We start from the raw sequence: 24,151 nt of genomic DNA on the forward strand, positions 1-24,151 counted from the left end.
ATAGTAAACCACGCGGAAATCAGAGGCCTTGATCCAGGTCAGGATCGGTCAAAGGTTTCGGCCACCTCGTACATGACCGGTTCAAAACTCTTGCATAATTCGTTGAGCTTGCGGTTGCGGTCCCGCATCTCGGGCGTGCGCAACATGGCCAGGAAATCCTCACGGCGTTCCCACTGTGAATAGTTGGCAATGCGGGTCTGCGCGTCGTTCACATGAAGGCCCGCTGACACAAATCCCGGCTGCTTGGAGATGAAGCTGGAATAGGCATCCGTCAGCGCTTCCAACAGATCCTGACAGGTTCCCGGTGTCATTTCAAATGTTGTAATGACGGTCTGCACGGTTGCGGTTTTGGCGATGGTCGGCATCTGATCCTCCTTTGGCTGATCTCAGCCTAGCACAGGAAACCTATAAGTCGCGCAATTCCTTGGATTCTTGTGATTTTGGCAAGAGAATGACGGCCGCCCGCTTGGGGCGACCGCCTGAGCACTTACCGCTCCATTCGCACCAGAACAGATGCCGTACCCCTCAGGTTTTCCTGCCACCGCAGGCGAACGCCGTCTTCGTTATTCCCCTGCTCGACATCGACATAGGGCGTGGCATAGCGGACTGTGCCAAGCGTACTTCTGAGCGCCCCCAGCGCGGTGACGGAATCGCAGCTGCGCGCCTTGCCCTTGAATGGCAAGCGGGCAGAGGTCCAAACGCTCCATGTCCCGGCAGCCGTGTTCTGTGTATGGCGAAGCCGAAGAGGGTTCGCTACTTTCTTGTCGATACCGTGAAAGGTGTTGTTCTGGAACGTCACATTGACGTGGCGATCCTTATTGAGGTCAGCAAACGTTGTATCCACCCGCTCGGCGCGTTCAATGTCGCTGCTGCTTGACCGGAACACGTTCCCAGTCACCGAAAATCCGTTCAGAAAATGCCCCGGCCCGTGTGGACGGACCACAATATAGCTGAACCAGGGCGGTGCTTCGCTGGAATAGAAGATGTTGTCCGTGATGCTCATGGCGCTGAACGAATTGCCCGAAACATAGCTGGGCTCTGCGTCGCGCTCGTTGCTCCATTCGATAAAGCAGTTGTCAATGTAATTCTGGGCAATGGTCGAGCTGTTGTAGGTGCCAATCATGATCAGGCCAGCGGTGCGAACGCCCTGCGGAATGCTGTCCCCCTGAAAGAAATGATTGCCCAAAATCATGTTGTTGTCGCCGCCCACAACGGCGAAATGCTTGAACCTTACGACACGGTTATGGCGCAGCTTGATGTCATTTGCGTTTGTGTTCAGCGCAATCGAGTTACGCTCGGGCACGGTGAAGGATTCCTCGGCGGACAGGAACTGACAATTGTCGATCAGCATCCCCTTGCACCCGGTCCCGGTTGACGAGATGCCGCGATCTTTGGGGCGGCTGATGAAACAATCGTTCAGCGAAAACGTGCTGCCCGACTGCGCCAGACGGATGGCGCTGCACCGGCTGTTGCACTGGAATTCGATCTGCTCCATGCCGAATTTGCGCAGTGTACTGAAGCCGCTGAAATCCAGCAGATATTTGAAGGACTGGAATGTATAGGTCTGCGTGCCCGAGGCGTCATAGATCGGCGCATTCAGCGTGATCTCGCCCGCGCCGACATCCTTGGACCGCACGTAAATCTCGCGCCCCACGCCTGCGCCCTGCACCAGTGATCCAACAGGGATGTTCGCCACATTGGCCACATCCGTCAGACGGGTATTGTCGGAAGGGTCATAGGTGGCGACCGAGGTGAAGGTCTCGGTGTCCCAATCCGTGCTGCTTTTGACGTCGAACTGTCCGTTACGGATCACACGTCGGGTGGAGAAGCCTTGCTTGTTGGGCACAGCCGCCGCCATATCAATCGGCCCCGTCACCGCGACCTTGCGCCCGCCCAGATCCAGCGAGTCGTGGTCCGAGTTGTTCAGCAACGCCTGAAATGCCTTTTTAAAGGCCAGTTCCTCATCCCCGAAGGCGGTGATGTAGGCAGGCAGATCGAAATTCTTGGTCAACAGCAGCATCTTGTCGTCGGGCATGGTCACCGTGCCCTCGAAATCCATCTCGGACGTCATGCTGGTATTTTCGGCCAGATGATATGTTCCCTGCGGAACATAAACCCGACGACCGCCCGCAGCCTGATCCGCCGCTTCGAACGCAGCCGAGTCATCCGTGACGCCGTCGCCAATGGCCCCGTAATCGCGCACATCCACAATGCTGATCATCTCGCGCAGGAAAACGCCGGTCACATCTGTGATCTCGATGTCATCGACCCGCACAAGTGCGCCGTTGGCACCAAGGATGTCCAGACCAAAATGGCCGTACAGCGCATCGACACCCCAGGGCATGTCCACCCCGGGGCGACGCCCGGTGCCGACGATTGCGGTGATTTCATGCACCGCCCCGTAGCCTGAAAGTTGCGTCGCCGGCCCCTCTTCGATCACGCCGGTCAGGTTTGTATCCCCGGCCCCGCCGGCCCAGGCCGCAATCCGAACCTCGGGCAACGGACCGCTGACGGCCTTGACCCGCGCCTTAATCTGCAAATAACATCCAGGCAGCAGCGGCGTCTGGCCCATGTACCGCAATTGCTGCGTCGGATTGACCTTCAGAATCTCCAGGCAGCCGCCAAAATCCGCATCCGCTGGCACAAATGCCCCCGTGCCCGACCCGGCATAGGTGGGAGAGCCCGGTGTCCCGTCCCCCGCAGACCAAACCCCCAGACCATCCGCGAATTGAGGCGGCATGAAAACGATGCCGTCGGTGATTGCCTTGTTCATAGAAATCCCTTTCCCAATCGCGCCGCACAGAACAGCGACACGTTCAAACCCTCAGCCCGGGTCCACCCCGAACGCGAAAGTCTGAGTATCCAAAAGGGATTAACTGCGGCTCATCCCACCGTGACGGTGGCGTTGCCTCAGGCTGATGGGTCGGAATTGCCCAGCAATTGCACGCCGTTGATTTTCCAACCGTTTTCCTGCTCGATCATCTGGTAGTCGAGAATGTGAACCCGGCCGTCACCATCCACGATCATGACCTTTTGCCACAGCGCGCCCGCAATCTCGCGCAGTTCCAGAAACCGCACCTCGGACGGCCGCCACACCATCGGATAGCCGTTGCGCACCATGGCACCAAAGTTGTCAGGGTTCTGGAACAGGCGCTGGATATTCGGGCTGGCAAAGGTGAAGGCGGTGGCGAAATCATCGGCTTCGAACGCTTCGATCTGCGCCGCGATATTGGCCTCGATCTCTTCGCTCTGACCATAGGCACCCGAAGCCAGAGCGACACTCAGGGATACAGCAAGCAAAAATCGACGCATGGGGCCACCTCCTGTCGGAAGGGTAGCCCCAAGCGGGATCAGGTCAAATCAGACCAGCTCTCCGGCCAGGGCCTTGTCGATCAGGGCGATCGTCTCGGCCACGCCGTAAAGCGCGATGAAACCACCAAAGCGCGGCCCCTGTGAGGCCCCCAGCAGCACCTCATAAAGCGCCGTGAACCAACCACGCATCGGGTCGAACCGCTCGCGTCCGATGGAATAGACCACCGATTGCAGCGCCTCGTCCTCGACCGGGCCGTCATAGGCCTCAAGCGCAGCTTTCAGCGCCTCCAGCGCCTCGCGTTCCTGATCGGTCGGCGCGCGGTGCTTGCGGGTCGGTTTGACGAAGTCGTTGAAGTAGCGCACGGCAAAGCCTGCCGCCTGATCCAAATCGGGATGGCTTTCCGCAGTCGCGTCGGGCGCATAACGGCGGATAAAACCCCACAACGCCTCTTTGTCTTCGGCCCCGGACACTGATGCCAGGTTCAGCAACATCGCAAAGGGTACCATCAGGGTCGACTCGGGCACTTCTCCGCCATGGATATGCCAAACCGGGTTGTTCAACTGCGCCTTCAGGTCCTGACCCGGATAGGCTCGCAACTGTTGATGATACTCGTCATAAGCTTTTGGGATCACATCGAAATGCATCCGCTTGGCGGTCTTGGGCTTTTGATACATGAAATACGCAAGCGACTCGGTCGGTGCATAGGTCAGCCATTCGTCAATCGACACGCCATTGCCGGAGGACTTGGAGATCTTCTGACCGTTTTCATCCAGAAACAGCTCATAGCTGAAATGCTCGGGCGCACGACCACCCAACGCACGGCAGATCGCGTCATAGATCTTTTCGTTGGTCGCGTGTTCCTTGCCATACATCTCGAAATCGACACCCAGCGCCGCCCAGCGCGCGCCAAAATCCGGCTTCCACTGCAGCTTCACGTGGCCGCCGGTGACGGGTACGGTCCATTCCTTGCCGGTTTCATCGTCAAAGGTCACCGTGTAGGTCTCGGCGCAGACCTTTTTCATCGGCACATACATGACCCGCCCGCTTTCCGGGTGCAGCGGCAGGAAGATCGAATAGGTCTGCTGGCGTTCTTCCCGCAGGCTTTTCAGCATGATTGCCATGATCTCGTCATAGCGTTCGACCGCGCGCTTGAGGATCTCGTCAAACTGCCCGGACTCGTAGAATTCCTTGGCCGAATAGAACTCGTACTCGAACCCAAACGTATCAAGAAACCGCCGCAGCATCGCGTTGTTGTGCGCGCCAAAGCTGTCGTATTCGCCGAACGGATCCGGGACCGAGGTCAGCGGGCGCTGCAAATGCTGTTCAAGTATCTCAGGGTTCGGTACATTGGTCGGAACCTTGCGCATACCGTCCAGATCGTCCGAGAAACAGATCAGCTTGGTGGGGATATCCGACAGCGCCTCGAACGCACGCTTGACCATCGTGGTCCGCGCGACTTCGCCAAACGTGCCGATATGCGGCAAGCCCGAAGGGCCATAGCCGGTTTCGAACAGAACATAGCCCTTTTCCGGCGCATTCTTCTGATAGCGTTTGAGCAACCGGCGCGCCTCTTCAAAAGGCCAGGCCTTGGACGACATTGCGGTGTCACGCAGTTCAGACATTTCGATATGCTCCATCGGGAAAGCTGTGCCGGTCACCCGATGCGACCGGACCGACCCCTCCTATTGTGCTAGTGCAGCATGAGTCAATAATGGCTCATGCTTTTTCGGCCCAGCAAGCGTGGCAGGCTGATCGCACGCAAACGAAATCGGCCTGACTGGTCAGCCAATCCCCAAGATCGCGCGCGCCTCGGCCGGGGATGCGACTGCGCGCCCGGCGTTGCCAGCACATGTGGCCAGCGCTTCGATCAACTGCCCGTTGCCCGAGGTTTTGTCGCCCGACGGCAGATAGAACGTGTCCTCAACCCCGGTGCGCAACATACCACCCAACTCGGCGCTTAGCTGGTGCACTGGCCAAATATCCGCCCGTCCGATCAACGTTGTCTGCCATTTTGATCCGGGGATCATGTATTTCTGAAGCAGACGCAGCAGATCACCATCCACCGGCATGCCCGAGGCGACACCCATCACAAGGTTATACTGTGCTTGCCTGGCCATTCCCGCACGGACATACATCTCGACCGAACGGACAATGCCCACGTCAAAGCACTCAAACTCTGGGATGCTTCCGGTCTCTGCCATTACGTCCAAGAAGCCCTGCACCTTTTCGGGCGGGTTATCGAAGACCATCGGTGGCCAGGCCCAATCGCCCGAGGCCCGCAGCTTGAGGTAGTTCAGCGTCCCGGCATTGCAGGCCGCAATCTCGGGCCTGAGTTCACGCAACACACCAACCGGCGCGCTGATATCCGCACCGGGCAAGCCGGTGGTCGAATTGATCAGCACTTCCGGACAGGCATCGCGGATTGCATCTGTAATGTCACGGGCAACTTTTGGATCCCAGCTGGGTAAGTGGCCGCGACCGGGGCCCTGATCCCTGTAGTGGACATGAATGATCGACGCGCCCGCATCATAAGCCTCACGCGCCGAGGCTGCGCAGTCTTCGGGGGTAACCGGAACGGGATGCTGCGCCGGGTTTGTCAGCACCCCGTTCAGCGCACAGGTCAGGATCGCCTTATCCATGGTCAAGGCCATGGCAGGCACCAAACGCAGCGGGTTTGATGGGGGTGGTTGGGTCGTTCAAATGGGGGCTCATAAAGGCTCCTGTTCGGGGGGATTTGCATAGATTGCGTCGATTAAAGCGGCATGGTTTTTCTCGATCACCCGTCGCTTCATCTTAAGGGTCGGGGTCAGTTCATCAGCGTCCTGAGACAGAGGTCGGTCCAGAATACGGAATTCATGCACCTGATTGACGCGAGAATAACGTGGGTTGATCTGGGCAATGGCGGCAGCGACAACCTCTTGCACGCGGGGATGCAACGGTGTCGGGTTGTCCAAACCTTCGGCCTCGGCGAAAGCGGCCAGCGCATCTTCCGAGATACTCAGCAGCGCGGCCACGAATTTGCGCCCATCTCCCAACAACATGGCGTGTTCGACCAGCGGAATATCCGTCAGGTCATTTTCAATCGCGGCGGGCGAGATGTTCTTGCCGCCGGTGGTGATCAGAATTTCCTTCTTGCGCCCGTTGATGGTGACAAACCCATCCTCGTCGATCTGCCCCAAGTCACCTGTACGAAGCCAGCCATCTTCGGTCAGGGTTTCGCTGCTGGATTCAGGGTCTTTCAGATACCCATCAAAGACGTTTGGCCCACGCACCAGAATCTCGCCATCCTCGGCAACGCGCGCCTCGATGCCCGGCAGAGGTCTGCCGACACTACCCAATCGGTTGGCGCTGGCGCTGTTCATCGTGCTGGGACCGCAGGCCTCGGACTGGCCGTAACCTTCATAGACATCGATGCCGAGGCCGGAAAAGAACTGCAGTGTCTGAACCGAGATCGGTGCCGCAGAGGACAGGATCGTACCGCAATCCGCCAGCCCCAAGGCGCGGCGCACCCGTCTCAGCAACAGCCGATCAGCCAGACGGTATTGCAGCGCAAGGCCAAAGCCGGGCTTTTGACCCCCAAGCCGCTTTTGAGCCACCTCCTGCCCAACACCCAGTGCCCAGCGCGCCATCGCGCCTTTGGCCCCTTTTGCCGCAGCAACACCCGTGGAGATCCGTTCTTCGATCTTCTGCCAGACGCGCGGCACGCCCAGAAACACCGTTGGGCGGCACAGGGGCAGCACATCGCGCATGGTCAAAGGGTCCAGACAATACCAGACCTGACTTCCAAACACGGCTTGGCCCAAAATCGAGTTGTTGAACTCTGCAATATGGGCCAGCGGCAGGTAAGACAGCATACGCGCGCCGTCCTTGACCTGCATGAACTCACCAAGCGTCTGCGTTATCCAGATCGCAGCGCGATGCGACAGCACAACCGCCTTCGGTTTCCCGGTGGTCCCCGATGTATAGACCAGAAGTGCCGTGTCTTTCAGCGTCAGCGCATTGCGGCGGGCGTCCAATTCGGGCTGAAACTCTGCCCCGCCAAGCCCAAGGAAATCAGGCCAGGACAGCACTTCGGCCTCGGCCACCTGTCGGTTCATGGACACGACGTGGCGCAGGCCCGGGGCGTCTGCCCGCACCGATTGCACCCGCGACAGGTTTTCGTCCGTGTCGCACAAGACCAGCGGGCAATCCGAATGGCGGATGATATAATCGACCTCTTCGGCCGATGAGGTGAAATAGATCCCTGTCGGATTGCACCCGGCCGCCATTGCCGCATGGGCCATGACCACCCATTCCGGGCGATTGCGACCGAGAATGCAAACGACCTGTCCGGGGTCAAGCCCCAAGGCGATCAATGCACGACCCGCCCGCTCAACCTCGGCCCCGAACCCCGACCAGCTTTGCGATTGCCAATCCCCATCAACCTCGTGCCAATAGGCGGGCGCATCCCCAAGACGCCTGACGGTGTCGATCAGGTGAAGCGGTACGGGCTTCAGGGTATTGGCGTCGATCGGCTGCATCTCGTCCTTTCCGGGGTCAGGACCGTTTATTGCCGGAACCGCGATCCGGGCGGCGGCGTGGTTTCAGGCGGGCCAGCAAAGCACTGGGCGTTTTCCATCCATTCCCGTGCCAGATCGCCCGAAACGGTCAGATCGGTGTCCACATAGCTGCGCGTCTGCGTCACCGCCTGCGCAAACCCAAGGGCCGAACCGCTGATCTGCCCCACCGACGCGTCGCCAAATTGCCAGACCTCGCCCGAGGGCGCAGTCAGTTCGACGGCAGGCATCGCAGGCGGAACCTCTTTCCCACGCAGTTGGAACGAAAACCCGAATGTGTTGACGCCCAGAATGACGATGTTCTTGATCCGGTCGCTCTCGGCGCGTTCCGCGCCGAACAGGTCAAAGACCTCGTGCCCATGGGCCCAGGTCTCCATCTGGCGCGCGCTGATGGACGACCGCGCCGACATCGATGGCCCCACCCAGGGCAGTCGCGCTTTGGGATCCACACCTTGCCAGCGGGTGGCCATATCGCGGAAGTAATCCCGCCAGAGGGTCAGCAGCGCCTCGCCCCGTTCCGGGATGGCGGCGTTTTCCATGGCCCGAAACCCCAGCGTCTGGATTTTGGGCAGGCTTTCACCCAGCATCGCATTGAACGCATCTGCCGAGGTCAGGGACAGATCGGCAGCCCGGTTCCAGAAATGCAGATGCACCAACACATCATTCACCGTCCACCCCTTGAACTGGGTGGGCGCATCCCAACGTCCGTTGCACTGCGCCTCGATTACGGCAGCCAATGCTTCGCTTTCCTCCAGAAAGGCAGTGACCTGTTCCATTATGTCTCCAACAGAGTATTGAGCCGGTCGACGGCGTCCAGAAAATCGGCTTTGAAATCCTGAACGACCTGTCCGGCCGAGGTTGTTTCATTCATCAATCCAACCGCCTGTCCGACCCAATAGGTCGCCAGTTCGGTCGCACCTTCATGCCCGGCTGAGGCCAGTTTTTCGGTCAGATGCAATGCCGGTTCGCTGACGATGGTCTGGAACGGCATCGGCAGGGGGGAAACTTCGCTATCCTCCCACGCATCTGTCCAGGCCGATTTCAACTGTCGGGACATCTTACCGGTCCGCGACTTGCTGCGAACAGTGTCCGAGGACGTGGCCGCCAGCATCTTGTCCTTGATCGGCTGCGCCGGTTCCCCTTCGGCAGTTGTCAGCCAGACCGAACCGCACCACGCGCCCGCGGCCCCCATCGCCATCGCGCCCGCCATCTGCCGACCGGTGGCAATACCGCCCGCCGCCAGAACCGGCCTGCCCTGCGCGACCGAGACGATCTCGGGCGTCAGCACCATGGTTGAAACCTCACCGCAATGACCACCCGCTTCGCCGCCCGCAGCCACAAGAATATCCACCCCGGCGGCGATCTGCCGTTCGGCGTGTTTCTTTGCCCCGACCAGAGCGGCCACCGGAACGCCCCGCTCATGCGCCATGTCGATCATGATCTTCGGCGGCTCACCCAAAGCGTTTGCGATCAGCTTGATCGGGAACGAGAACGCAACCTCAAGCATAGCCTGCGCGCCTTCTGCATCCATGTTGCGGGCGAAATCCAGGAATCTGATCCGATCATCATCAATCCCGGACGTGTCAATGCCATGGCTTTGCAGGACCTGTTCGGCCAGTTGTTTCTGCTCGGCGGGCAATGCGGCCAACAATTGGTCGGGGTCAAGCCCGGCGCCAGAGGCCGCAAGGTTGTTCGGTACGATCAGGTCCACGCCGTAAGGTTTGCCATCGACGTTGGCGTCAATCCATTCCAGTTCCTGCCGCAACTGCTCGGGCGTGTACATTACCGCGCCGAACACACCCATCCCACCGGCCCGCGACACCGCAGCGACCACATCCCGGCAGTGGCTGAAAGCAAACAGCGGGAACTCCAGCCCCATATTTTTGCACAGATCGGAATTCACGGCGTGTCTTCCTCCAACGCGATCATCAGCGCGCCAGCGGTCAGCTGCGCACCGGCCTGGGTGACAACCTCGCGGACCTGTCCATCGCGAGTGGCCGTGATCTGGTGCTGCATCTTCATCGCTTCGAGAACGGCCAGCGTCTGGCCCTTTTCGATCTCATCACCCGGCGCGACGTTGATCGAGACCACAACCCCCGGCATCGGAGCCACGATCCGGCTGCCGCCCGCATCGTCGCCTGACGCGGCCAACGGATCGAAAATCGTGAAGGTAAGGTCAACGGTGTCGCGGCGCAGACCGAATTGGCCATTGCCCCAGCGGTTGAAGCTGACGGTAACGCGCCGCCCGTCCAGCGTCAGGGTTGCGCTGGTGTCGCCCATGGCCTGAACCGTCACGACAAAGCTGTCATCGCCGCAACGGACGTCGAAATGATCGCCAACCAGCGAGACAGAGACCTTGGCCTCGGCCTCGCCGTGGATCAGTGTGACCATGTTCGGCAGCGGCGCAACGCTGTGCCAGTCCAGCAGTTCTTCGCTGACGACGGTGGATCGCGCAAACAGGCGGTCGCGGTCCTGACAATGGATCAGAACGGCGGTCAACGCGAAATCGGCGGGCCGGGCCTGAACCGGGTCGACGCCATCGGGATAGGTCTCGGCGATAAAGGCCGTGGTGGCCGACCCGTCGGCGAAACCGGGCTGGTTCAACGCGTCGATCAGAAAGCCGCGATTGGTGGTCAGACCCAACAGCGCGGTTTCCTTCAGCCCGGCGACCAGACGACGACGCGCCACGTCGCGGTTGGGGCCGAAGCCGATCACCTTTGCCAGCATCGAATCGTAAAAGGGCGAGACCTCACCCCCCGTTTCGATGCCGGTATCGGTGCGCATCCCTTCGCCGTCGGGTGTTTGCCACAGGGCAATCGGGCCAGTCGCGGGCGCGAAATCCGCGCCGGGGTCTTCGGCATAGAGACGCGCCTCGATGGCGTGCCCGTCAAGCCGCACATCCGCTTGCGTCAACGGCAGGGGCAGGCCCTGCGCCACGATGATCTGCAACTCGACCAGATCGAGGCCGGTGATGGCCTCGGTCACCGGGTGTTCGACCTGCAACCGGGTGTTCATTTCCAGGAAATAGAACGCACCCGAGGCATCCAGTAGGAATTCCACCGTACCCGCGCCGCGATAGTCCACCGCTCGGGCGGCGGCGATTGCCGCGTCGGTCATCTCCTTGCGCAGCTTGGGCGTCATCACCGGGCATGGCGCTTCTTCCAGAACCTTCTGGTGACGGCGCTGGACCGAGCAATCGCGTTCGCCCAGATGCAGGGTTGTGCCGTGATCGTCGGCAAAGACCTGAACCTCGACATGGCGCGGTGCAATGACGGCTTTTTCCAGTATCAATTCGCCGGACCCAAAGGCGTTTTCCGCCTCGGAGCGGGCCAGTTGCAATCCTGCGGCCAGATCGTCGGCACCATGCACGATGCGCATCCCGCGCCCGCCGCCACCGGCAGCGGCCTTGATCATCAGCGGGAATCCGATTTTGGCGGCGGCCTCGGTCAACGCGGTGTCGGATTGATCCTCGCCTTCATAACCGGGCACGCAGGGAACCCCGGCTGCTATCATCAACCGTTTCGCGGCCGCCTTGTTGCCCATCGCACCAATTGCTGCGGCAGGCGCGCCGATAAAGGCCAACCCCGCAGCACCCACGACGGCGGCAAACGCCTCATTCTCGGACAAAAAGCCATAGCCCGGGTGGATCGCCTGTGCGCCCACCTGTTGGGCTGCGGCAATGATGGCATCGCCGCGCAGATAGCTGTCCGCCGGGGCCGAGCCACCGATATGAACCGCATCATCCGCCAGTTTCACATGGCGCGCGTTGCGGTCCGCGTCCGAGTAAACCGCGACCGTCCGCAGGCCCAGCCGCCGAGCGGTGTCGATGACGCGGCAGGCGATCTCACCCCGGTTGGCAATCAGAATTGTGTCAAACATCTTCGGCCTCGGCCCATTTCGGATTTCGTTTCTGCATAAAGCTGGTGACGCCTTCGATCCCTTCGGGCGACAGCAGGCACCCGGCGAAGTCGTCGGCGGCGCGGGCAATCTGGTCCTGTCGTGGCAGGCTTTCCATGTCGCGCAACAGCGCTTTGGTCACCGCCAGAGCATTGGGGGATACACGGGTGATCTGCGCCCGAATGTCGGTCAAGGCCGCATCGATCCCGTCTGCGCCGCTGACCAACTGATCGACCAACCCAACCTCAACGGCTTGCTGGCTGGTCAGAGTGGCAGCAGACAGCATCAAACGGCGTGTCTGACGCCGCCCCAGCCGCCGCTGCACCATGGGTGCGATCTGCGCGGCGACGATGCCGATCCGGGTCTCGGTCAGGGCGAATTTGGCGTTTTCCTCGGCGATCACCAGATCACCGCTGCAGACCATGCCAAAACCTCCGGCCATGGCGGCCCCTTCGACCACGATGACCACGAATTGCGGCAACTGATCGATGGCATCGAACACCTGAGCCCCACGGATCGACGCCGCGACGACCTCATCGCGCGCATCGGCTCCTTGGAAAGCGGATTGAAACGCCCGCAGGTCCCCCCCGGCGCAGAACACCCCGCCCCGACCGCGCAGGACCACGCCGCGAATGTCACGGCGTTCCTGCAGTTCGGCGCAGAGGGCCAGCAACTCGTCGATCCGCTCGAACGTCAGCGGGTTTCGACGGGCCGGTTCGTTGAACCAGACCGTCAGCCACCCGCCCCGCTGTTCAAGGTCCAGAGTCTTATAGGCAGCGCCGTCCATCACATCCGCCCCACGCCAAATGCGTTGGGTTTGAGACGGCGATTGCGGCCTTCCTCGACCGTTTCCAGACACATGGCTAAAACCTTGCGGCTGTCGCGCGGATCGATGATGCCATGGTCCAGAACACGCCCCGAGGTGACGAAGCTATCGGATTGTTCGTCAAAGATATGGCGGATGATCTTGCCTTGCTGCTCCAACGCCTCTTTCGGCAGGTCTATGCCCTTGCGCTTGGCGGTCATGGCCTGCACGACACCCATGGTCTTGGCAGCCTGCTCGCCCCCCATCACACCGGATTTCGAATTCGGCCAGGCGAACAGAAAATCGGGCGCAAAGCCATATCCGGCCATGCCGTAATTCCCGGCGCCGAAGCTGGACCCGATATACATCGTGATCTTGGGCACCCGCATGTTGGTGACTGCCTGAATCATCTTCGAGCCGTGCTTGATCATGCCCGCCTGTTCATAGGCGGTGCCGACCATGTAGCCTGTGGTGTTGTTCAGGAAGATGACCGGGATGTCCGCCTGATCGCAAAGCTGGAAGAACTGCGTGGCCTTGTTCGCCCCTTGCGTATCAATCGGACCATTGTTGCCAATGATGCCGCAGGCAAACCCGTGGATCGAGGCGCGCATACAGACGGTGGCCGGGCCGAAATCCGGTTTGAAATCCTCAAACTCGGACCCGTCGACCAGACGCGCCACCACTTCGCGCACGTCATAGGGCACCTTGGGGTCGGCAGGCACAATCCCGGCCAGTTCCGCCGGGTCATAGACCGGAGGTTCAAACGCACGGCGCGGCGGCATGGATTGTCCCTTGTTCCAGTCAAGCTTGCCGACCACATCGCGTGCCATGGCAATCGCCTGCACATCATCCTCGGCCAGATACTCGACCAGTCCGCTGACCGAGGCGTGCATCTCGGCCGAGCCAAGCTCTTTCTCATCCGCCTCCTCCCCGGTGGCCGCATAGACCAAGGCGGCCCCGGCCAGCGCCGCCATGCCGTTCTTTTTCACCCCGATCACATAATCCGACAAGCCGGGCATATAGGCCCCGCCCGCGGTCGAGGCCCCGTGCAGGACGGCAATTGTGGGAATGCCTGCCGCGCTCATCCGGGCCAGATTGGCAAAGGCTGTGCCGCCCTGCGCCCACATTTCGACCTTGTAATTGGTCAGGTCGGCCCCCGCGCTTTCGACCAGATGAACAAAGGGCAGCTTGTGTCGCAGCGCCAGCCGCTGCACGCTTAGCCCGGCCTCAAGCCCCTTGACGCCCATCGCACCAGCTTTGATGCCGCTGTCATCCACCCAGATGATGCAGCGCACGCCGTTCACAAATCCGATCCCCGCGATCAGTGAAGAACCCGGCACCGATTTCTCTTCTTTCGAGCTGTCGATCAGATACCCAGCAATGGTGTGCAGCGCCAGAAACGGCATGCCGGGGTCAAGCAGCCGGGCCAGACGCTCGCGCGGTAAAATCTGCCCGCGCTTTTCGAACCGCTCGCGTTTCTGTTCCGACAGCTTCACGGGCCGCGCCTCAAGCTCGCGCAGTTTTTCGACCAGAGACAGCATCGCCGCCTGATTTTCGTGAAAAGTTTCGCTGCTGGTCTGAATTGATGATTGATATGGCACGGCGGCTCTCATATAAAACAGGACGTCCTGTTTTTTTCACAAGTCCAGAGCAGCCTGTCAACATGAAAACCAACACGACTTCGTCTGACGCAACTGGCACATCGCCCCGTCGCCAGCAGGATCGCGCCGTTGCGACACGGCGCGCGGTGCTGGATTCCGTGATCGAATGCCTTGACCAACTTGGCTATGCCGAGACCAGTTTCAGCGCGATCCAAAGCCGGTCAGGCCTGTCGCGCGGATCGGTGAACTATCACTTTCCAACCCGTCACGACATGATCGTGGCCGCCGCGGAACTGATGTTGGACAACGCCCGCGCCGGTGCGATCAGCTATTTCGGACGCGCGCATGGTCAGGACAGCGCCGGGGACTATGGGCAGATCGCGCAACTGCTGTGGTCAAGGGTTGTGAACACCTCGGCCGGGCGCGCCTTTGTCGAGCTGATGGTTGCTGCGCGCACCGACCCCAATCTGGAATTTGCGCTTAACGATATGCTGGCGCAGTGGGACGCGGACTTAAACCAGCAACTGCGCGCCACCTATCCCGATGATCCGGAATTGATGGTGATGGTCTGGGATCTTTGCCGCACCTATTTGCGCGGGCTGTTGATTCAGGCGCGTTTTGCGCCGGACCCGATGGCCCTGCAATCCAAAATCGACCAGTTCTCAAAAATCGTCTGGCAATTCGTTCAGTCCAGAAAAAGCACCTGATCACAGTTCGGGGGAAAGAGCATCATGTACGACAATACGCGGCCCGACCGTCATTTCAGCGCAGAGCATCAGGCCTTCCGCAGCAGCCTGCGCGCCTTTGTCGAGGCCGAGATCATGCCCAATATCGACACATGGGAAGACGCCGGTCGCCTTCCCCGCGAGCTGTACAAGAAAGCTGCCGAGGTTGGATTTCAGGGCGTCGCCTTCCCCGAAGATCTGGGGGGCGCAAACGGTGATCTGTTCATGCAAGTGGTCGGCACCGAAGAGATCGCGCGCTGTGGTGCGGGGGGCGTTGCAGCCTCGCTGGGGTCTTTTTCGATTGCGCTGCCTCCGATCGCGCAAAGCGGCAACGCGGCACTACTTGAAAAGTTCGTGAAACCGGTGATCGCAGGCGACCGCATCGCGGCGCTGGCCATAACCGAACCCGGCGGAGGATCGGACGTGGCCGCCCTGCGCACCACGGCGATCCGGGATGGTGACCATTACATCGTGAACGGGGAAAAGACCTTTATCACCTCGGGCATGCAGGCCGATCAACTGACCGTGGCTGTGCGCACAAATCCTGACGATCAAAGCATGACCGGCATCTCGTTTCTGGTTGTCGAAGGCGACACGCCGGGGCTGACCCGGACAGAACTGAAAAAGATGGGCTGGTGGGCGTCGGACACCGCGCATCTGCATTTCGACAACTGCCGCGTTCCGGCTGAAAATCTGGTGGGTATGGAAGGCGAAGGCTTTCTGGCGGCCATGCTGAACTTCAACAATGAAAGACTGGCCCTGGCGGTACACGCCTACACGATGGCGCAGGTCTGCTACGACGAGGCCCTGGCCTGGGCCAGACAGCGCACCGCCTTCGGCAAACCGCTGACAGCACGTCAGGCCATTCAGCACAAGCTGATCGACATGGCGGCCCGGATCGATGCGGCCCGAACCCTGACCTATGACATCATCTGGCGTTACATGCAGGGCGCTGACCCCTTGAACGTCCACGTCGCCCGCACTTCGATGGCCAAGGTAACAGCGACGGACGCGCTGAAGTTTTGCGCCGATGAAGCGGTGCAGATTCTGGGCGGTGCGGGATATATGCGGGGGACGGCCTCGGAACGGATTTACCGCGAAGTGAAGGTGATGACCATCGGCGGCGGCACGGATGAGGTGCTGCGTAATCTGGCAGCGTCACAACTGGGGATTTGACGAGGCATTCATCGTCAAAGTTGCATCTGCCATCTGAAGCACATCGACCCACCGACAGATCAATTCAAACCGCTTCGCGTGCCGGAATTTTACCGGTCCGCATACGACCCCGGTCTGACGACCGGGGGCAAAGACAGATCAATGGCCGGTCAGGACCAGAGTGTTCACCGGCATCAGGATCAGTCGCAGACGCAATCCCGCAGCATGAACCACGCCGATGGTGTCGACGACATGCAGGAAGGCCCCTTCCCAAAATCCAAGGTCTTCATGCTCCAGCCGTTCGTGGTTGTCGGTGTAGACATTCGCCAGGCAGTTACTGCCCGGCGGAATGTCGTCGGTCATGCCTTTATACAGCGGCTCCATGTACACCAGAATAGAACCGGGGTTGTTGTTGGTCTGCACGTCCCGCAACTCATCCGACGGGCGGATCTGGCCCGAGGGGATCACGTCCTGCACCTCGACCACGACCATCGGGATCACCGTAAAGGGCTTGGTCATGCAGCCCAGCTCTCCGATCATGCCGGGTTTGATGACTTGTGCCGAAAGCTGGTTGAACGCAGCCTGAAACCTGTCATGCCCGGGATGCGACGGCACCAGAATGCCGGCAGGACGCAAAAGCGGGCTGACGTAATCCCCCACTTGCAGCCCGAATTGTTCGACCCGACCGGTTACTCCGGCGTTGATCACGGTCTTGTCCAACTCGGTCAGCGCGGCGTCCAGTTGCGCATTTGCGCTGGCCAACTGGGCCGGGATCAGTTCTTCGATCTGCTGAACAACCGCCGCACGCCGGGATTCCGCAGCCGTAACCTGCGCCTCGCGCTCCTCTACCAGGTTCTCCAACCGCTCGATCTCGGTCAGACGAACGGCGCTCGATCCTTCATCCCGCAGCGTGGTATTGCGTTCCAGATCCTCAAGCGACTGATCCAGCGCGGCGCGGGCACCCGCGATCCCGGCGTCGGCCTCGGCCAGATCGGTTTCGGCCACTTTCAGCGAGGCCTGCACCTGAGCAACCTGCGCATGGGCGGCCTGAACCTGCGCCTGCTGAGTGAAATCTTCGATCCGGAAAATCGGCTGGCCCGCCTGCACCAATTCGTTGTTGCGGACATAGACCTCGGACACGCGCCCACCCAGTTGCGGCAGGATGGTGACCGTCCGAAAATAGGACGCAGCGGTCGTGCTGGCCGGGTGAAAATAGAACAGCGTGGTGATGACCGTCAGGGCCAGAATGGCACAGGTGGTCAGCCCCCAGCGCAATTCATACCACATGGTGAATAAGGTAATCTCATGCCCGATCCGCTTACCTTGGACAAAGCGGCGGAACAGATAGTCGGGCAGCACCGTAATCAGGGCGCAGATCATCGTCTCGATCATGACTTAGTGCTCCTGCGCTTCGGTTTTGTCCGCACTCGGCGCGGCTGGGGGCGGCGCTTCGGGCAGCGTCTCTGGCACAGGTGACCGACCCAAAGATCGAATAGCGTCGGCAATGTTCTTCATCGGCGTCGCAAAATCCGGGAACTGGAACCCGGCAACCAGAATGGCCGCAATCCAGAAAATTCCGTTATGCGTGAACAGGGCCAACAACGCCAGAATTCCCACCAACTGGAACTGCGGATGGTTGTTTTCATGCGCCATTTTCTCGGGAACCGAATGAAGTGTCAGGTAGCCAACACCGATCAGCACCACAAGCACCACAAAGAAAACGACCATGGCGGAGAAAAGGTAATCGCTCCCGTCAGCTGCGACGACGTATCTGGGAATATGCCCGGTGGCCATTGGATGAAGCTCTGCTGCGGTCACCTTACCCTCCTGTTTGTTTTGCTACTTCTTTGACCGGGTTGAAGCACAAATTCAAGCTTGCTTATAGTCCACGGACCGACTGTCGAGACGAACTGGGACCTCAGACACCGATATGAAACCTGAAACCCTTTGGGGTAGCTGCCTAAATGAAAGCACATGATATGATTGATTTCCTCATCATCGGCGGCGGCATTGCGGGGCTGAGCGCAGGCGCCCGGCTGTCACAGCACGGGTCCGTAACCGTGTTTGAGGCAGAAGATGCCGTGGGGTATCATGCATCCGGTCGATCGGCCGCCCTGTTCGAGCAGAATTACGGCCCGCCATCGGTGGTAGAGCTGAACAAAGCCAGCGCCCAGTTTCTGCATACAGAGAACGGAGGCTACCTGACACCCTGCGGTCTGATGCTGGTCGCAGCCAAAGATCAGCGCGAAGCCTTCAATGCTGATCTGACCACTCTCGACATGAGCAGGGTGTCGGTCGAAGATGCAGTTTCCCGAATACCAATTCTTGATCCCGCAGGTGTTGGCTATGCCGCACTCAGCGAAGCCGCGTTTGACATCGACACGGACCGCCTGATGCAGGATTTCTCGCGCACCATTCGCAGAAATGGCGGGGCCGTGCTGACAAGGCACAAGGTGACGGCCATTCACAAATCGGCGCATTGGCGGGTCGAGGCCGGAGACGTATTCGACGCCCGCCACCTGATCAACGCGGCAGGCGCATGGGCGGATGAGATTGCACAACTGGCCGACGTTCAGCCCATCGGCATCACCCCGCGCCGCCGATCCATGGCGCGAATCCCGGCCCCAGGAGGGCACGACGTCTCGGGCTGGCCGATGATGCTGGGCACAGGCGAAAGCTGGTATGCCAAGCCGGATGCGGGCAAGTTGCTGGTGTCTCCGGCCGACGCAACACCGGTTGCCCCACATGACGCCTATGCGGATGACATGGTGCTCGCCGAAGGACTGGCGCGGTACGAGGCTTTGGTGACCGAACCTGTCACGCGGGTTGAGACAAACTGGGCCGGGCTGCGCAGCTTTGCGCCAGATGGGACGTTGGTGCTGGGCCCCGACCCGCTGGATCGGTCGTTTATCTGGTGCGCTGGTCAGGGCGGGTACGGGTTCCAAAGCGCACCAGCCGCGTCTCAGTTTCTGGCAGACCTTGTTGTCGGAAACACTCCGATATTTGATCAAACCATCATCAACATGCTAACCCCGGACCGATTGAACAGATGAGCAAGCGCATCCCTCCGCCAAATGCCAGCGTCGCCACCCCCGCGGATAACGGCAAACTGGTCGCGCCCGCCGCCACCCGGAACGCAGGCGTTCTGAGTGACCTTATGGAAGCACGGGCCCCCTCCGACGGCACCGCCCTCGAAATCGCCAGCGGCACGGGCCAGCATGTTTGCGCCTTTGCCGAGCGTTTGCCCAACCTGTTCTGGCAGCCGACAGAGATTGATCCCGAACGCCGCGCCAGCATTGATGCATATGCAGTCAATCACCCCAACATCGCGCCGGCTTTGGAATTGAACGCAACGCAAGCGGGTTGGCGCAAGCAATTCGCGCCGAAGGACCTGATCGTGCTGATTAATCTCCTGCACCTGATCAGTTGGGAAGAGGCGGAAACTCTGATATCGGAAACCGCAAAAACGCTCTCACCCGGTGGGCGCTTTATTCTGTACGGCCCGTTCAAACGGGACGGGCTGTTGACCAGTGACGGGGATAAACGATTTCATGAGGCGCTTGTCCTACAGGACCCCGAAATTGGTTACAAAAACGATGCCGACATTCGATCAATGCTGTTTGCCAAGGGGATGAAGCGCGTCGAAACCGTTGAAATGCCCGCAAACAATCTGGCCTTCATTGCCACGGCATAAGTCAGCCGGCTCTTTTCTTCAAAAAGCCTGCTGTCGCAGGCTTGCCTCCGGCGGAGGTATTTTTGAACAGAAGAAGTAACGGGTCGTTAACTCTGATCGGCGACAATGTTTTTGCGGTACAGGCGGAGGCGCCGATGACCGTAACAGGAGAAGGCCCCCCTCGCCAAAAGCAGGGGGGCTGGATCTTGTGACCAGCCCCCGCTTCTCTTGTTCAAAAATACCTCCGCCGGAGGCATGGGGCGCCGAAGGCGACCCATTTATTGCGAGCCATTAGCCGTCCTTGCGGATGACCTCGTTTTTCGGGTCATACGGGCTGTCGCAGGTCACAACCGCATCCCACAGTTTGTCCTGCATTTTGACCCGCAGCTTGGTGCCTTCGACCGCCAGGTCGGGTTTCACGTAGCCCATACCGATGGACTTCTCGAACGCCACCGAGTAGCCACCCGAGGTCAGACGGCCCACGCGCTCACCTTCCGGCGTGTAGAGCGCCTCGCGGCCCCACGGGTCGGCATCGTCCGGCCCGTCGATCAGCAGAGTGCAACATTTCACGCGCACGCCGGTTTCTTCCAGCTTGGCCTTGCCGTGGAAATCCTTGGACAGGTCGACAAAACGCGGCAGGTCGGCTTCAAGCGGGGTCGCATCGCGACCTAATTCAGTGCCGAAGGCGCGATAGGATTTCTCTTGCCGCAGCCAGTTTTGGGCGCGGGCACCGACCAGCTTCATACCGTGTTTCTCACCGGCTTTTTCCAGCAGATCGAACAGGTAGTTCTGCATCTCGATCGGATGATGCAGTTCCCAGCCCAACTCACCGGTATAGGCCACGCGGATCGCGTTGACCGGGCACATGCCCAGTTCGATCTGACGCGCCGACAGCCATGGGAAGCGCTTGTTGGACAGTGCGGTGTCCGGATCGGCGTCCTTGATAACCTCTTTCAGAACATCGCGCGACTTGGGCCCGGCGATGGCAAAGACGCCCCACTGGGTGGTCACGTCCTGGATTTCGATATAGCCGAACTCCTCCATCTTGTCCTCAGCCGCCTTGCGCAGGTAGTCGGCGTCGTACTCGGTCCAGGCACCGGCAGAGACGATGTAATAGTTGTTCTCGCCATTGCGGACGATGGTGTATTCGGTGCGGGTGGTCCCGTGCGAGGTCAGTGCGTAGGTCAGGTTGATACGACCGACCTTGGGCAGCTTGTTGCAGGTGAACCAGTCGAGGAATGCGGTCGCACCGGGGCCTTTGACGACATGCTTGGTGAAGGCCGAGGCGTCGATCAGGCCAACGCCTTCGCGGATCGCCTTGGCTTCTTCGACGGCATATTGCCACCAGCCACCACGGCGGAACGAACGGCTTTCTTTGTCGAAATTGTCCGCCGCGTCCAGCGGACCAAAGTAGTTGGGACGTTCCCAGCCATTGACCCAGCCGAATTGCGCGCCGCGTGCCTTTTGGCGGTCATACGCGGGGACGGTGCGCAGCGGACGGCAGGCTTCACGCTCTTCATCCGGGTGGTGCAGGATATAGACGTGTTCGTAGCATTCCTCGTTCTTGCGGGCCGCGAATTCGGTAGTCATCCAGTTGGACGAATAGCGTTTCGGGTCCAGCGAGGCCATGTCGATCTCGGCTTCGCCATCGACCATCATCTGCGCCAGGTAATAGCCGGTGCCACCCGCAGCGGTAATACCAAACGAGAAACCTTCGGCCAGCCACATATTGCGCAGGCCCGGAGCCGGTCCGACCAGCGGGTTGCCATCGGGGGTATAGCAGATCGGGCCGTTGAAATCGTCTTTCAGGCCGGATTCGGCGCAGGAGGGCACGCGCTCGGCCATTGCCATGTACTGATCCGCGATCCGATCCAGATCCAGCGGGAACAGGTCGGCGCGGAAGCTGTCCGGCACGCCATGTTCGAACTGCGCGGGTGCGCCATGTTCGTAGATGCCCAGAATCCAACCGCCGCGTTCCTCACGCGCGTAAGATTCGTTGTCGGCGTCGCGCACAACGGGGTGCTCGGGGTTGCCCGCTTCGCGCCATTTGACCAGTTCGGGGTCCTTGTCCATGACGATGAACGTGTGCTCGACCGGGATCGCGGGCATCTTGATGCCCAGCATCTTGGCGGTGCGCTGCGCGTGGTTGCCCGATGCGGTCACCACATGCTCGGCGGTGATGACCACCTGCTCATCGGACGGGATAAGGTTACCGCCCTTTTCGACCATCTTGGTGCAGGTGACTTCCCAATGGGTGCCATTCCAGTGGAAGGCGTCGGCCTGCATCTTGCGCACGATGTCCACGCCGCGCTGACGGGCCCCCTTGGCCATGGCCTGAGTCACGTCGGCGGGGTTAATATAGCCGTCTTCAGTGTGATAAATCGCGCCTTTCAGGTCGCTGGTCTCGATCAGCGGCCAGCGGTCCTTGATCTGCTCGGGCGTCAGCCATTCATAAGCGACATCGCAGGTCTCGGCGGTCGAGGCATAGAGCATGTATTCATCCATACGCTCCTGCGTCTGCGCCATGCGCAGGTTGCCGACCACGGCGAAACCCGCGTTCAGGCCGGTCTCTTCCTCAAGCGTCTTGTAGAAATCGACCGAGTATTTGTGGATGTGGGTCGTCGCATAGGACATGTTGAACAGCGGCAGCAGGCCCGCCGCGTGCCAGGTCGAGCCCGAGGTCAGCTCATCCCGTTCGATCAGCATCACATCGTCCCAGCCTGCTTTGGCCAGATGATAGGCAATCGAGGTGCCGACGGCACCGCCGCCAACAACCAGTGCTTTGACTTGGGTTTTCATAACCGGGCGTCTCCCCTTGAATTCAGTTGCACCCATATGGCGCAAATCCAGGGCGCGGCGCGACATTCATCCGACCGGTGATAAGAAAAAAACGACCCGCAGGCTGAATCAGTGTCCTAAAAAGTCGCAGTGAGACAGCGAATATGGCCCCGCGATACAGCGGGCTATTGGTCCGGAACGATCTTTCCCGGGTTCATGATATTGTCCGGATCCAACGCAGCCTTGATCGTGGCCATGTAGCGGGTCGCAGCGCCAAGTTCCTTGACTAGATAAGGGCGCTTTCCCTGACCAATTCCGTGCTCACCCGTGCAGGTTCCATCCATCGAGATCGCCAGATCGTTCAGCCAGCCGACGAACTGATCGGCCCTGGCAACCTCGTCTTTGTTGTCCATATCGATCAGGGGTAACGTGTGGAAATTCCCATCGCCCACATGCCCGACAATTGGGGCGATCAGGTCCAGTTCGGCGGCTTTGCCTTGCGCGGCACCCACCGCTTCGGCCAAGCGCGAGATCGGAACGCAGACATCCGTCGATATGCCCTGTGCGCCGGGGCGCAATTGCAGGCAGGCCCAATACATATCATGGCGCGCCTGCCAAAGCTTGTTGCGTTCTTCGGTGGTCGAGGTTGCGGCGAAATCGGCACCCCCGAATTCAGCGGCGATCTCACCAAAGGTTGCGGCCTGTTCCGCCGCGCCATTCTCGGACCCGTGGAATTCCAGCAGCAACAGCGGAGTTTCGGGCAACGTCAGGCCAGAATAGGCGTTCGCGGCCCGAACCGACATCTCATCCAGCAATTCAATCCGCGCGACTGGAATGCCGTATTGGATTGTCATCATCACCGCCTGACACGCGGCATCGACGGTTGGGAAGGAACAGCGGGCCGAGCTGATCGCCTCGGGTATCCCGTGCAACCGCAGCGTCAGTTCCGTAATGATGCCCAGCGTCCCCTCGGCCCCGATCAGCAGCCGGGCCAGATCGTAGCCGGCCGAAGACTTCTTGGCGCGGTTCCCGGTTCGGATCACCTGCCCGTCCGGCATCACGGCCTCAAGGCTCAGCACGTTGTCGCGCATGGTCCCGTATCGCACGGCATTGGTGCCCGAGGCCCGCGTTGCGGCCATTCCACCCAGCGAAGCGTTGGCCCCCGGATCGATGGGAAAGAACAAGCCCTGATCGCGCAGATGGGTGTTCAGGTCCTCTCGGGTGACGCCGGGTTGCACGACACAATCCAGATCGCTGGCATTTACCGCCAGCACCTTGTTCATCTGCATCAGATCAACGCAAACCCCACCGGCAGGCGCATTGACGTGCCCCTCAAGCGAGGTGCCGGTGCCGAAGGCAATCACCGGAACCTTGTGGGCCGCGCAGGTTTTTACGATGTCGGCGACCTCGCTGGTCGTCTGCGGAAAAACGACCGCATCGGGACTTTGGTTCGCGATCCACGTCGTGGTGTGACCATGCTGTTCCCGGATCGCGGCGCTGGTTTGAAGCCGGTCGCCAAAGCGCTGTTTCAGAATTCCAATCGCCGTTTCAATACCCGCGTCATTGCGGGGCAGCGCGGTTGCCTGCACCATCTTGGTTCTCCCCTGCCCGACAGGGTGCCGGGCCTTTCAGTTCATGACTAAAAGGC

Annotated in this window: 19 protein-coding genes; 4 read left to right on the plus strand and 15 right to left on the minus strand. The window is 60.3% G+C overall.

What is annotated here, in order from left to right; all coding sequences use genetic code 11:
- Positions 1–38: 38 nt before the first annotated feature.
- From ACR0LW_RS17965 to ACR0LW_RS18015, 11 genes are all read right to left on the minus strand, one after another.
- The gene (locus ACR0LW_RS17965) at positions 39–365 is read right to left on the minus strand and encodes an antibiotic biosynthesis monooxygenase family protein (RefSeq protein WP_170452244.1); all 327 of its coding nucleotides are present in this window, start codon (positions 363–365) and stop codon (positions 39–41) included.
- 122 nt (positions 366–487) lie between these two features.
- Positions 488–2,773, minus strand: coding sequence for a glycosyl hydrolase family 28-related protein (locus ACR0LW_RS17970; RefSeq protein WP_480883706.1), 2,286 nt, complete (start codon positions 2,771–2,773; stop codon positions 488–490).
- A 137-nt stretch (positions 2,774–2,910) separates the two neighbouring features.
- Positions 2,911–3,312: a DUF4864 domain-containing protein gene (locus tag ACR0LW_RS17975; protein ID WP_170452248.1), complete on the minus strand. Its 402-nt coding sequence runs from the start codon at positions 3,310–3,312 to the stop codon at positions 2,911–2,913.
- Positions 3,313–3,360: 48 nt separating this feature from the next.
- Complete coding sequence (locus ACR0LW_RS17980; RefSeq protein WP_170633802.1) at positions 3,361–4,935, minus strand: lysine--tRNA ligase; 1,575 nt, start codon at positions 4,933–4,935, stop codon at positions 3,361–3,363.
- 159 nt (positions 4,936–5,094) lie between these two features.
- Positions 5,095–5,964, minus strand: coding sequence for a beta-keto acid cleavage family enzyme (locus tag ACR0LW_RS17985; protein ID WP_480883708.1), 870 nt, complete (start codon positions 5,962–5,964; stop codon positions 5,095–5,097).
- Between the two features lie 57 nt (positions 5,965–6,021).
- Complete coding sequence (locus ACR0LW_RS17990) at positions 6,022–7,833, minus strand: AMP-dependent synthetase/ligase (protein WP_480883710.1); 1,812 nt, start codon at positions 7,831–7,833, stop codon at positions 6,022–6,024.
- A gap of 26 nt (positions 7,834–7,859) precedes the next feature.
- Complete coding sequence (locus ACR0LW_RS17995) at positions 7,860–8,645, minus strand: TIGR03084 family metal-binding protein (RefSeq protein WP_480883712.1); 786 nt, start codon at positions 8,643–8,645, stop codon at positions 7,860–7,862.
- Positions 8,645–9,772: an NAD(P)H-dependent flavin oxidoreductase gene (locus tag ACR0LW_RS18000; protein WP_170523150.1), complete on the minus strand. Its 1,128-nt coding sequence runs from the start codon at positions 9,770–9,772 to the stop codon at positions 8,645–8,647. The genes ACR0LW_RS17995 and ACR0LW_RS18000 overlap by 1 nt, the downstream gene beginning before the upstream one ends.
- The gene (locus ACR0LW_RS18005) at positions 9,769–11,748 is read right to left on the minus strand and encodes an acetyl/propionyl/methylcrotonyl-CoA carboxylase subunit alpha (RefSeq protein WP_480883714.1); all 1,980 of its coding nucleotides are present in this window, start codon (positions 11,746–11,748) and stop codon (positions 9,769–9,771) included. The genes ACR0LW_RS18000 and ACR0LW_RS18005 overlap by 4 nt, the downstream gene beginning before the upstream one ends.
- Positions 11,741–12,553: an enoyl-CoA hydratase/isomerase family protein gene (locus ACR0LW_RS18010; RefSeq protein ID WP_480883716.1), complete on the minus strand. Its 813-nt coding sequence runs from the start codon at positions 12,551–12,553 to the stop codon at positions 11,741–11,743. Before ACR0LW_RS18010 ends, ACR0LW_RS18005 begins: the two co-directional genes overlap by 8 nt.
- Complete coding sequence (locus ACR0LW_RS18015; RefSeq protein WP_480883718.1) at positions 12,553–14,172, minus strand: acyl-CoA carboxylase subunit beta; 1,620 nt, start codon at positions 14,170–14,172, stop codon at positions 12,553–12,555. Before ACR0LW_RS18015 ends, ACR0LW_RS18010 begins: the two co-directional genes overlap by 1 nt.
- 62 nt (positions 14,173–14,234) lie before the next feature.
- On the opposite strand from ACR0LW_RS18015, the gene ACR0LW_RS18020 reads away from it, so the two are divergent.
- Together ACR0LW_RS18020 and ACR0LW_RS18025 are read left to right on the plus strand one after the other, a co-directional pair.
- Positions 14,235–14,879, plus strand: a complete 645-nt coding sequence (locus ACR0LW_RS18020) for a TetR/AcrR family transcriptional regulator (RefSeq protein ID WP_170452262.1) — start codon at positions 14,235–14,237, stop codon at positions 14,877–14,879.
- Positions 14,880–14,903: 24 nt separating this feature from the next.
- The gene (locus ACR0LW_RS18025) at positions 14,904–16,073 is read left to right on the plus strand and encodes an acyl-CoA dehydrogenase family protein (RefSeq protein WP_480883720.1); all 1,170 of its coding nucleotides are present in this window, start codon (positions 14,904–14,906) and stop codon (positions 16,071–16,073) included.
- A gap of 138 nt (positions 16,074–16,211) precedes the next feature.
- On the opposite strand, the gene ACR0LW_RS18030 is transcribed toward ACR0LW_RS18025, so the two are convergent.
- Positions 16,212–17,444: an HlyD family secretion protein gene (locus ACR0LW_RS18030; protein WP_480883722.1), complete on the minus strand. Its 1,233-nt coding sequence runs from the start codon at positions 17,442–17,444 to the stop codon at positions 16,212–16,214.
- A gap of 3 nt (positions 17,445–17,447) precedes the next feature.
- The gene (locus ACR0LW_RS18035; RefSeq protein ID WP_170453124.1) at positions 17,448–17,846 is read right to left on the minus strand and encodes a hypothetical protein; all 399 of its coding nucleotides are present in this window, start codon (positions 17,844–17,846) and stop codon (positions 17,448–17,450) included.
- A gap of 185 nt (positions 17,847–18,031) precedes the next feature.
- Between ACR0LW_RS18035 and ACR0LW_RS18040 the strand changes: the two genes are divergently transcribed.
- A complete protein-coding gene (locus ACR0LW_RS18040) occupies positions 18,032–19,105 on the plus strand; it encodes an NAD(P)/FAD-dependent oxidoreductase (RefSeq protein WP_480883748.1) in 1,074 nt (357 codons plus the stop codon).
- A complete protein-coding gene (locus ACR0LW_RS18045; protein ID WP_480883724.1) occupies positions 19,102–19,746 on the plus strand; it encodes a DUF938 domain-containing protein in 645 nt (214 codons plus the stop codon). Before ACR0LW_RS18040 ends, ACR0LW_RS18045 begins: the two co-directional genes overlap by 4 nt.
- Positions 19,747–20,016: 270 nt before the next feature.
- Here the strand turns inward: ACR0LW_RS18045 and ACR0LW_RS18050 are convergent, their stop codons facing one another.
- Both ACR0LW_RS18050 and ACR0LW_RS18055 read right to left on the minus strand, forming a co-directional pair.
- Positions 20,017–22,524 (minus strand): GcvT family protein, encoded by a 2,508-nt coding sequence (locus ACR0LW_RS18050; RefSeq protein ID WP_480883726.1) that lies wholly within the window; start codon positions 22,522–22,524, stop codon positions 20,017–20,019.
- 164 nt (positions 22,525–22,688) lie between these two features.
- Complete coding sequence (locus ACR0LW_RS18055) at positions 22,689–24,095, minus strand: FAD-binding oxidoreductase (RefSeq protein WP_480883728.1); 1,407 nt, start codon at positions 24,093–24,095, stop codon at positions 22,689–22,691.
- Between the last annotated feature and the right edge of the window lie 56 nt (positions 24,096–24,151).

Source organism: Ruegeria sp. N4, from assembly GCF_056531425.1.

What these genes read in the sequence shown, in the direction of transcription:
- ACR0LW_RS17965 (WP_170452244.1), bottom strand. Translation starts at nt 365, where the DNA reads ATGCCGACCATCGCCAAAACCGCAACCGTGCAGACCGTCATTACAACA.
- ACR0LW_RS17970 (WP_480883706.1), bottom strand. Translation starts at nt 2,773, where the DNA reads ATGAACAAGGCAATCACCGACGGCATCGTTTTCATGCCGCCTCAATTC.
- ACR0LW_RS17975 (WP_170452248.1), bottom strand. Translation starts at nt 3,312, where the DNA reads ATGCGTCGATTTTTGCTTGCTGTATCCCTGAGTGTCGCTCTGGCTTCG.
- ACR0LW_RS17980 (WP_170633802.1), bottom strand. Translation starts at nt 4,935, where the DNA reads ATGTCTGAACTGCGTGACACCGCAATGTCGTCCAAGGCCTGGCCTTTT.
- ACR0LW_RS17985 (WP_480883708.1), bottom strand. Translation starts at nt 5,964, where the DNA reads ATGGCCTTGACCATGGATAAGGCGATCCTGACCTGTGCGCTGAACGGG.
- ACR0LW_RS17990 (WP_480883710.1), bottom strand. Translation starts at nt 7,833, where the DNA reads ATGCAGCCGATCGACGCCAATACCCTGAAGCCCGTACCGCTTCACCTG.
- ACR0LW_RS17995 (WP_480883712.1), bottom strand. Translation starts at nt 8,645, where the DNA reads ATGGAACAGGTCACTGCCTTTCTGGAGGAAAGCGAAGCATTGGCTGCC.
- ACR0LW_RS18005 (WP_480883714.1), bottom strand. Translation starts at nt 11,748, where the DNA reads ATGTTTGACACAATTCTGATTGCCAACCGGGGTGAGATCGCCTGCCGC.
- ACR0LW_RS18010 (WP_480883716.1), bottom strand. Translation starts at nt 12,553, where the DNA reads ATGGACGGCGCTGCCTATAAGACTCTGGACCTTGAACAGCGGGGCGGG.
- ACR0LW_RS18020 (WP_170452262.1), top strand. Translation starts at nt 14,235, where the DNA reads ATGAAAACCAACACGACTTCGTCTGACGCAACTGGCACATCGCCCCGT.
- ACR0LW_RS18025 (WP_480883720.1), top strand. Translation starts at nt 14,904, where the DNA reads ATGTACGACAATACGCGGCCCGACCGTCATTTCAGCGCAGAGCATCAG.
- ACR0LW_RS18030 (WP_480883722.1), bottom strand. Translation starts at nt 17,444, where the DNA reads ATGATCGAGACGATGATCTGCGCCCTGATTACGGTGCTGCCCGACTAT.
- ACR0LW_RS18035 (WP_170453124.1), bottom strand. Translation starts at nt 17,846, where the DNA reads ATGGCCACCGGGCATATTCCCAGATACGTCGTCGCAGCTGACGGGAGC.
- ACR0LW_RS18040 (WP_480883748.1), top strand. Translation starts at nt 18,032, where the DNA reads ATGATTGATTTCCTCATCATCGGCGGCGGCATTGCGGGGCTGAGCGCA.
- ACR0LW_RS18045 (WP_480883724.1), top strand. Translation starts at nt 19,102, where the DNA reads ATGAGCAAGCGCATCCCTCCGCCAAATGCCAGCGTCGCCACCCCCGCG.
- ACR0LW_RS18050 (WP_480883726.1), bottom strand. Translation starts at nt 22,524, where the DNA reads ATGAAAACCCAAGTCAAAGCACTGGTTGTTGGCGGCGGTGCCGTCGGC.
- ACR0LW_RS18055 (WP_480883728.1), bottom strand. Translation starts at nt 24,095, where the DNA reads ATGGTGCAGGCAACCGCGCTGCCCCGCAATGACGCGGGTATTGAAACG.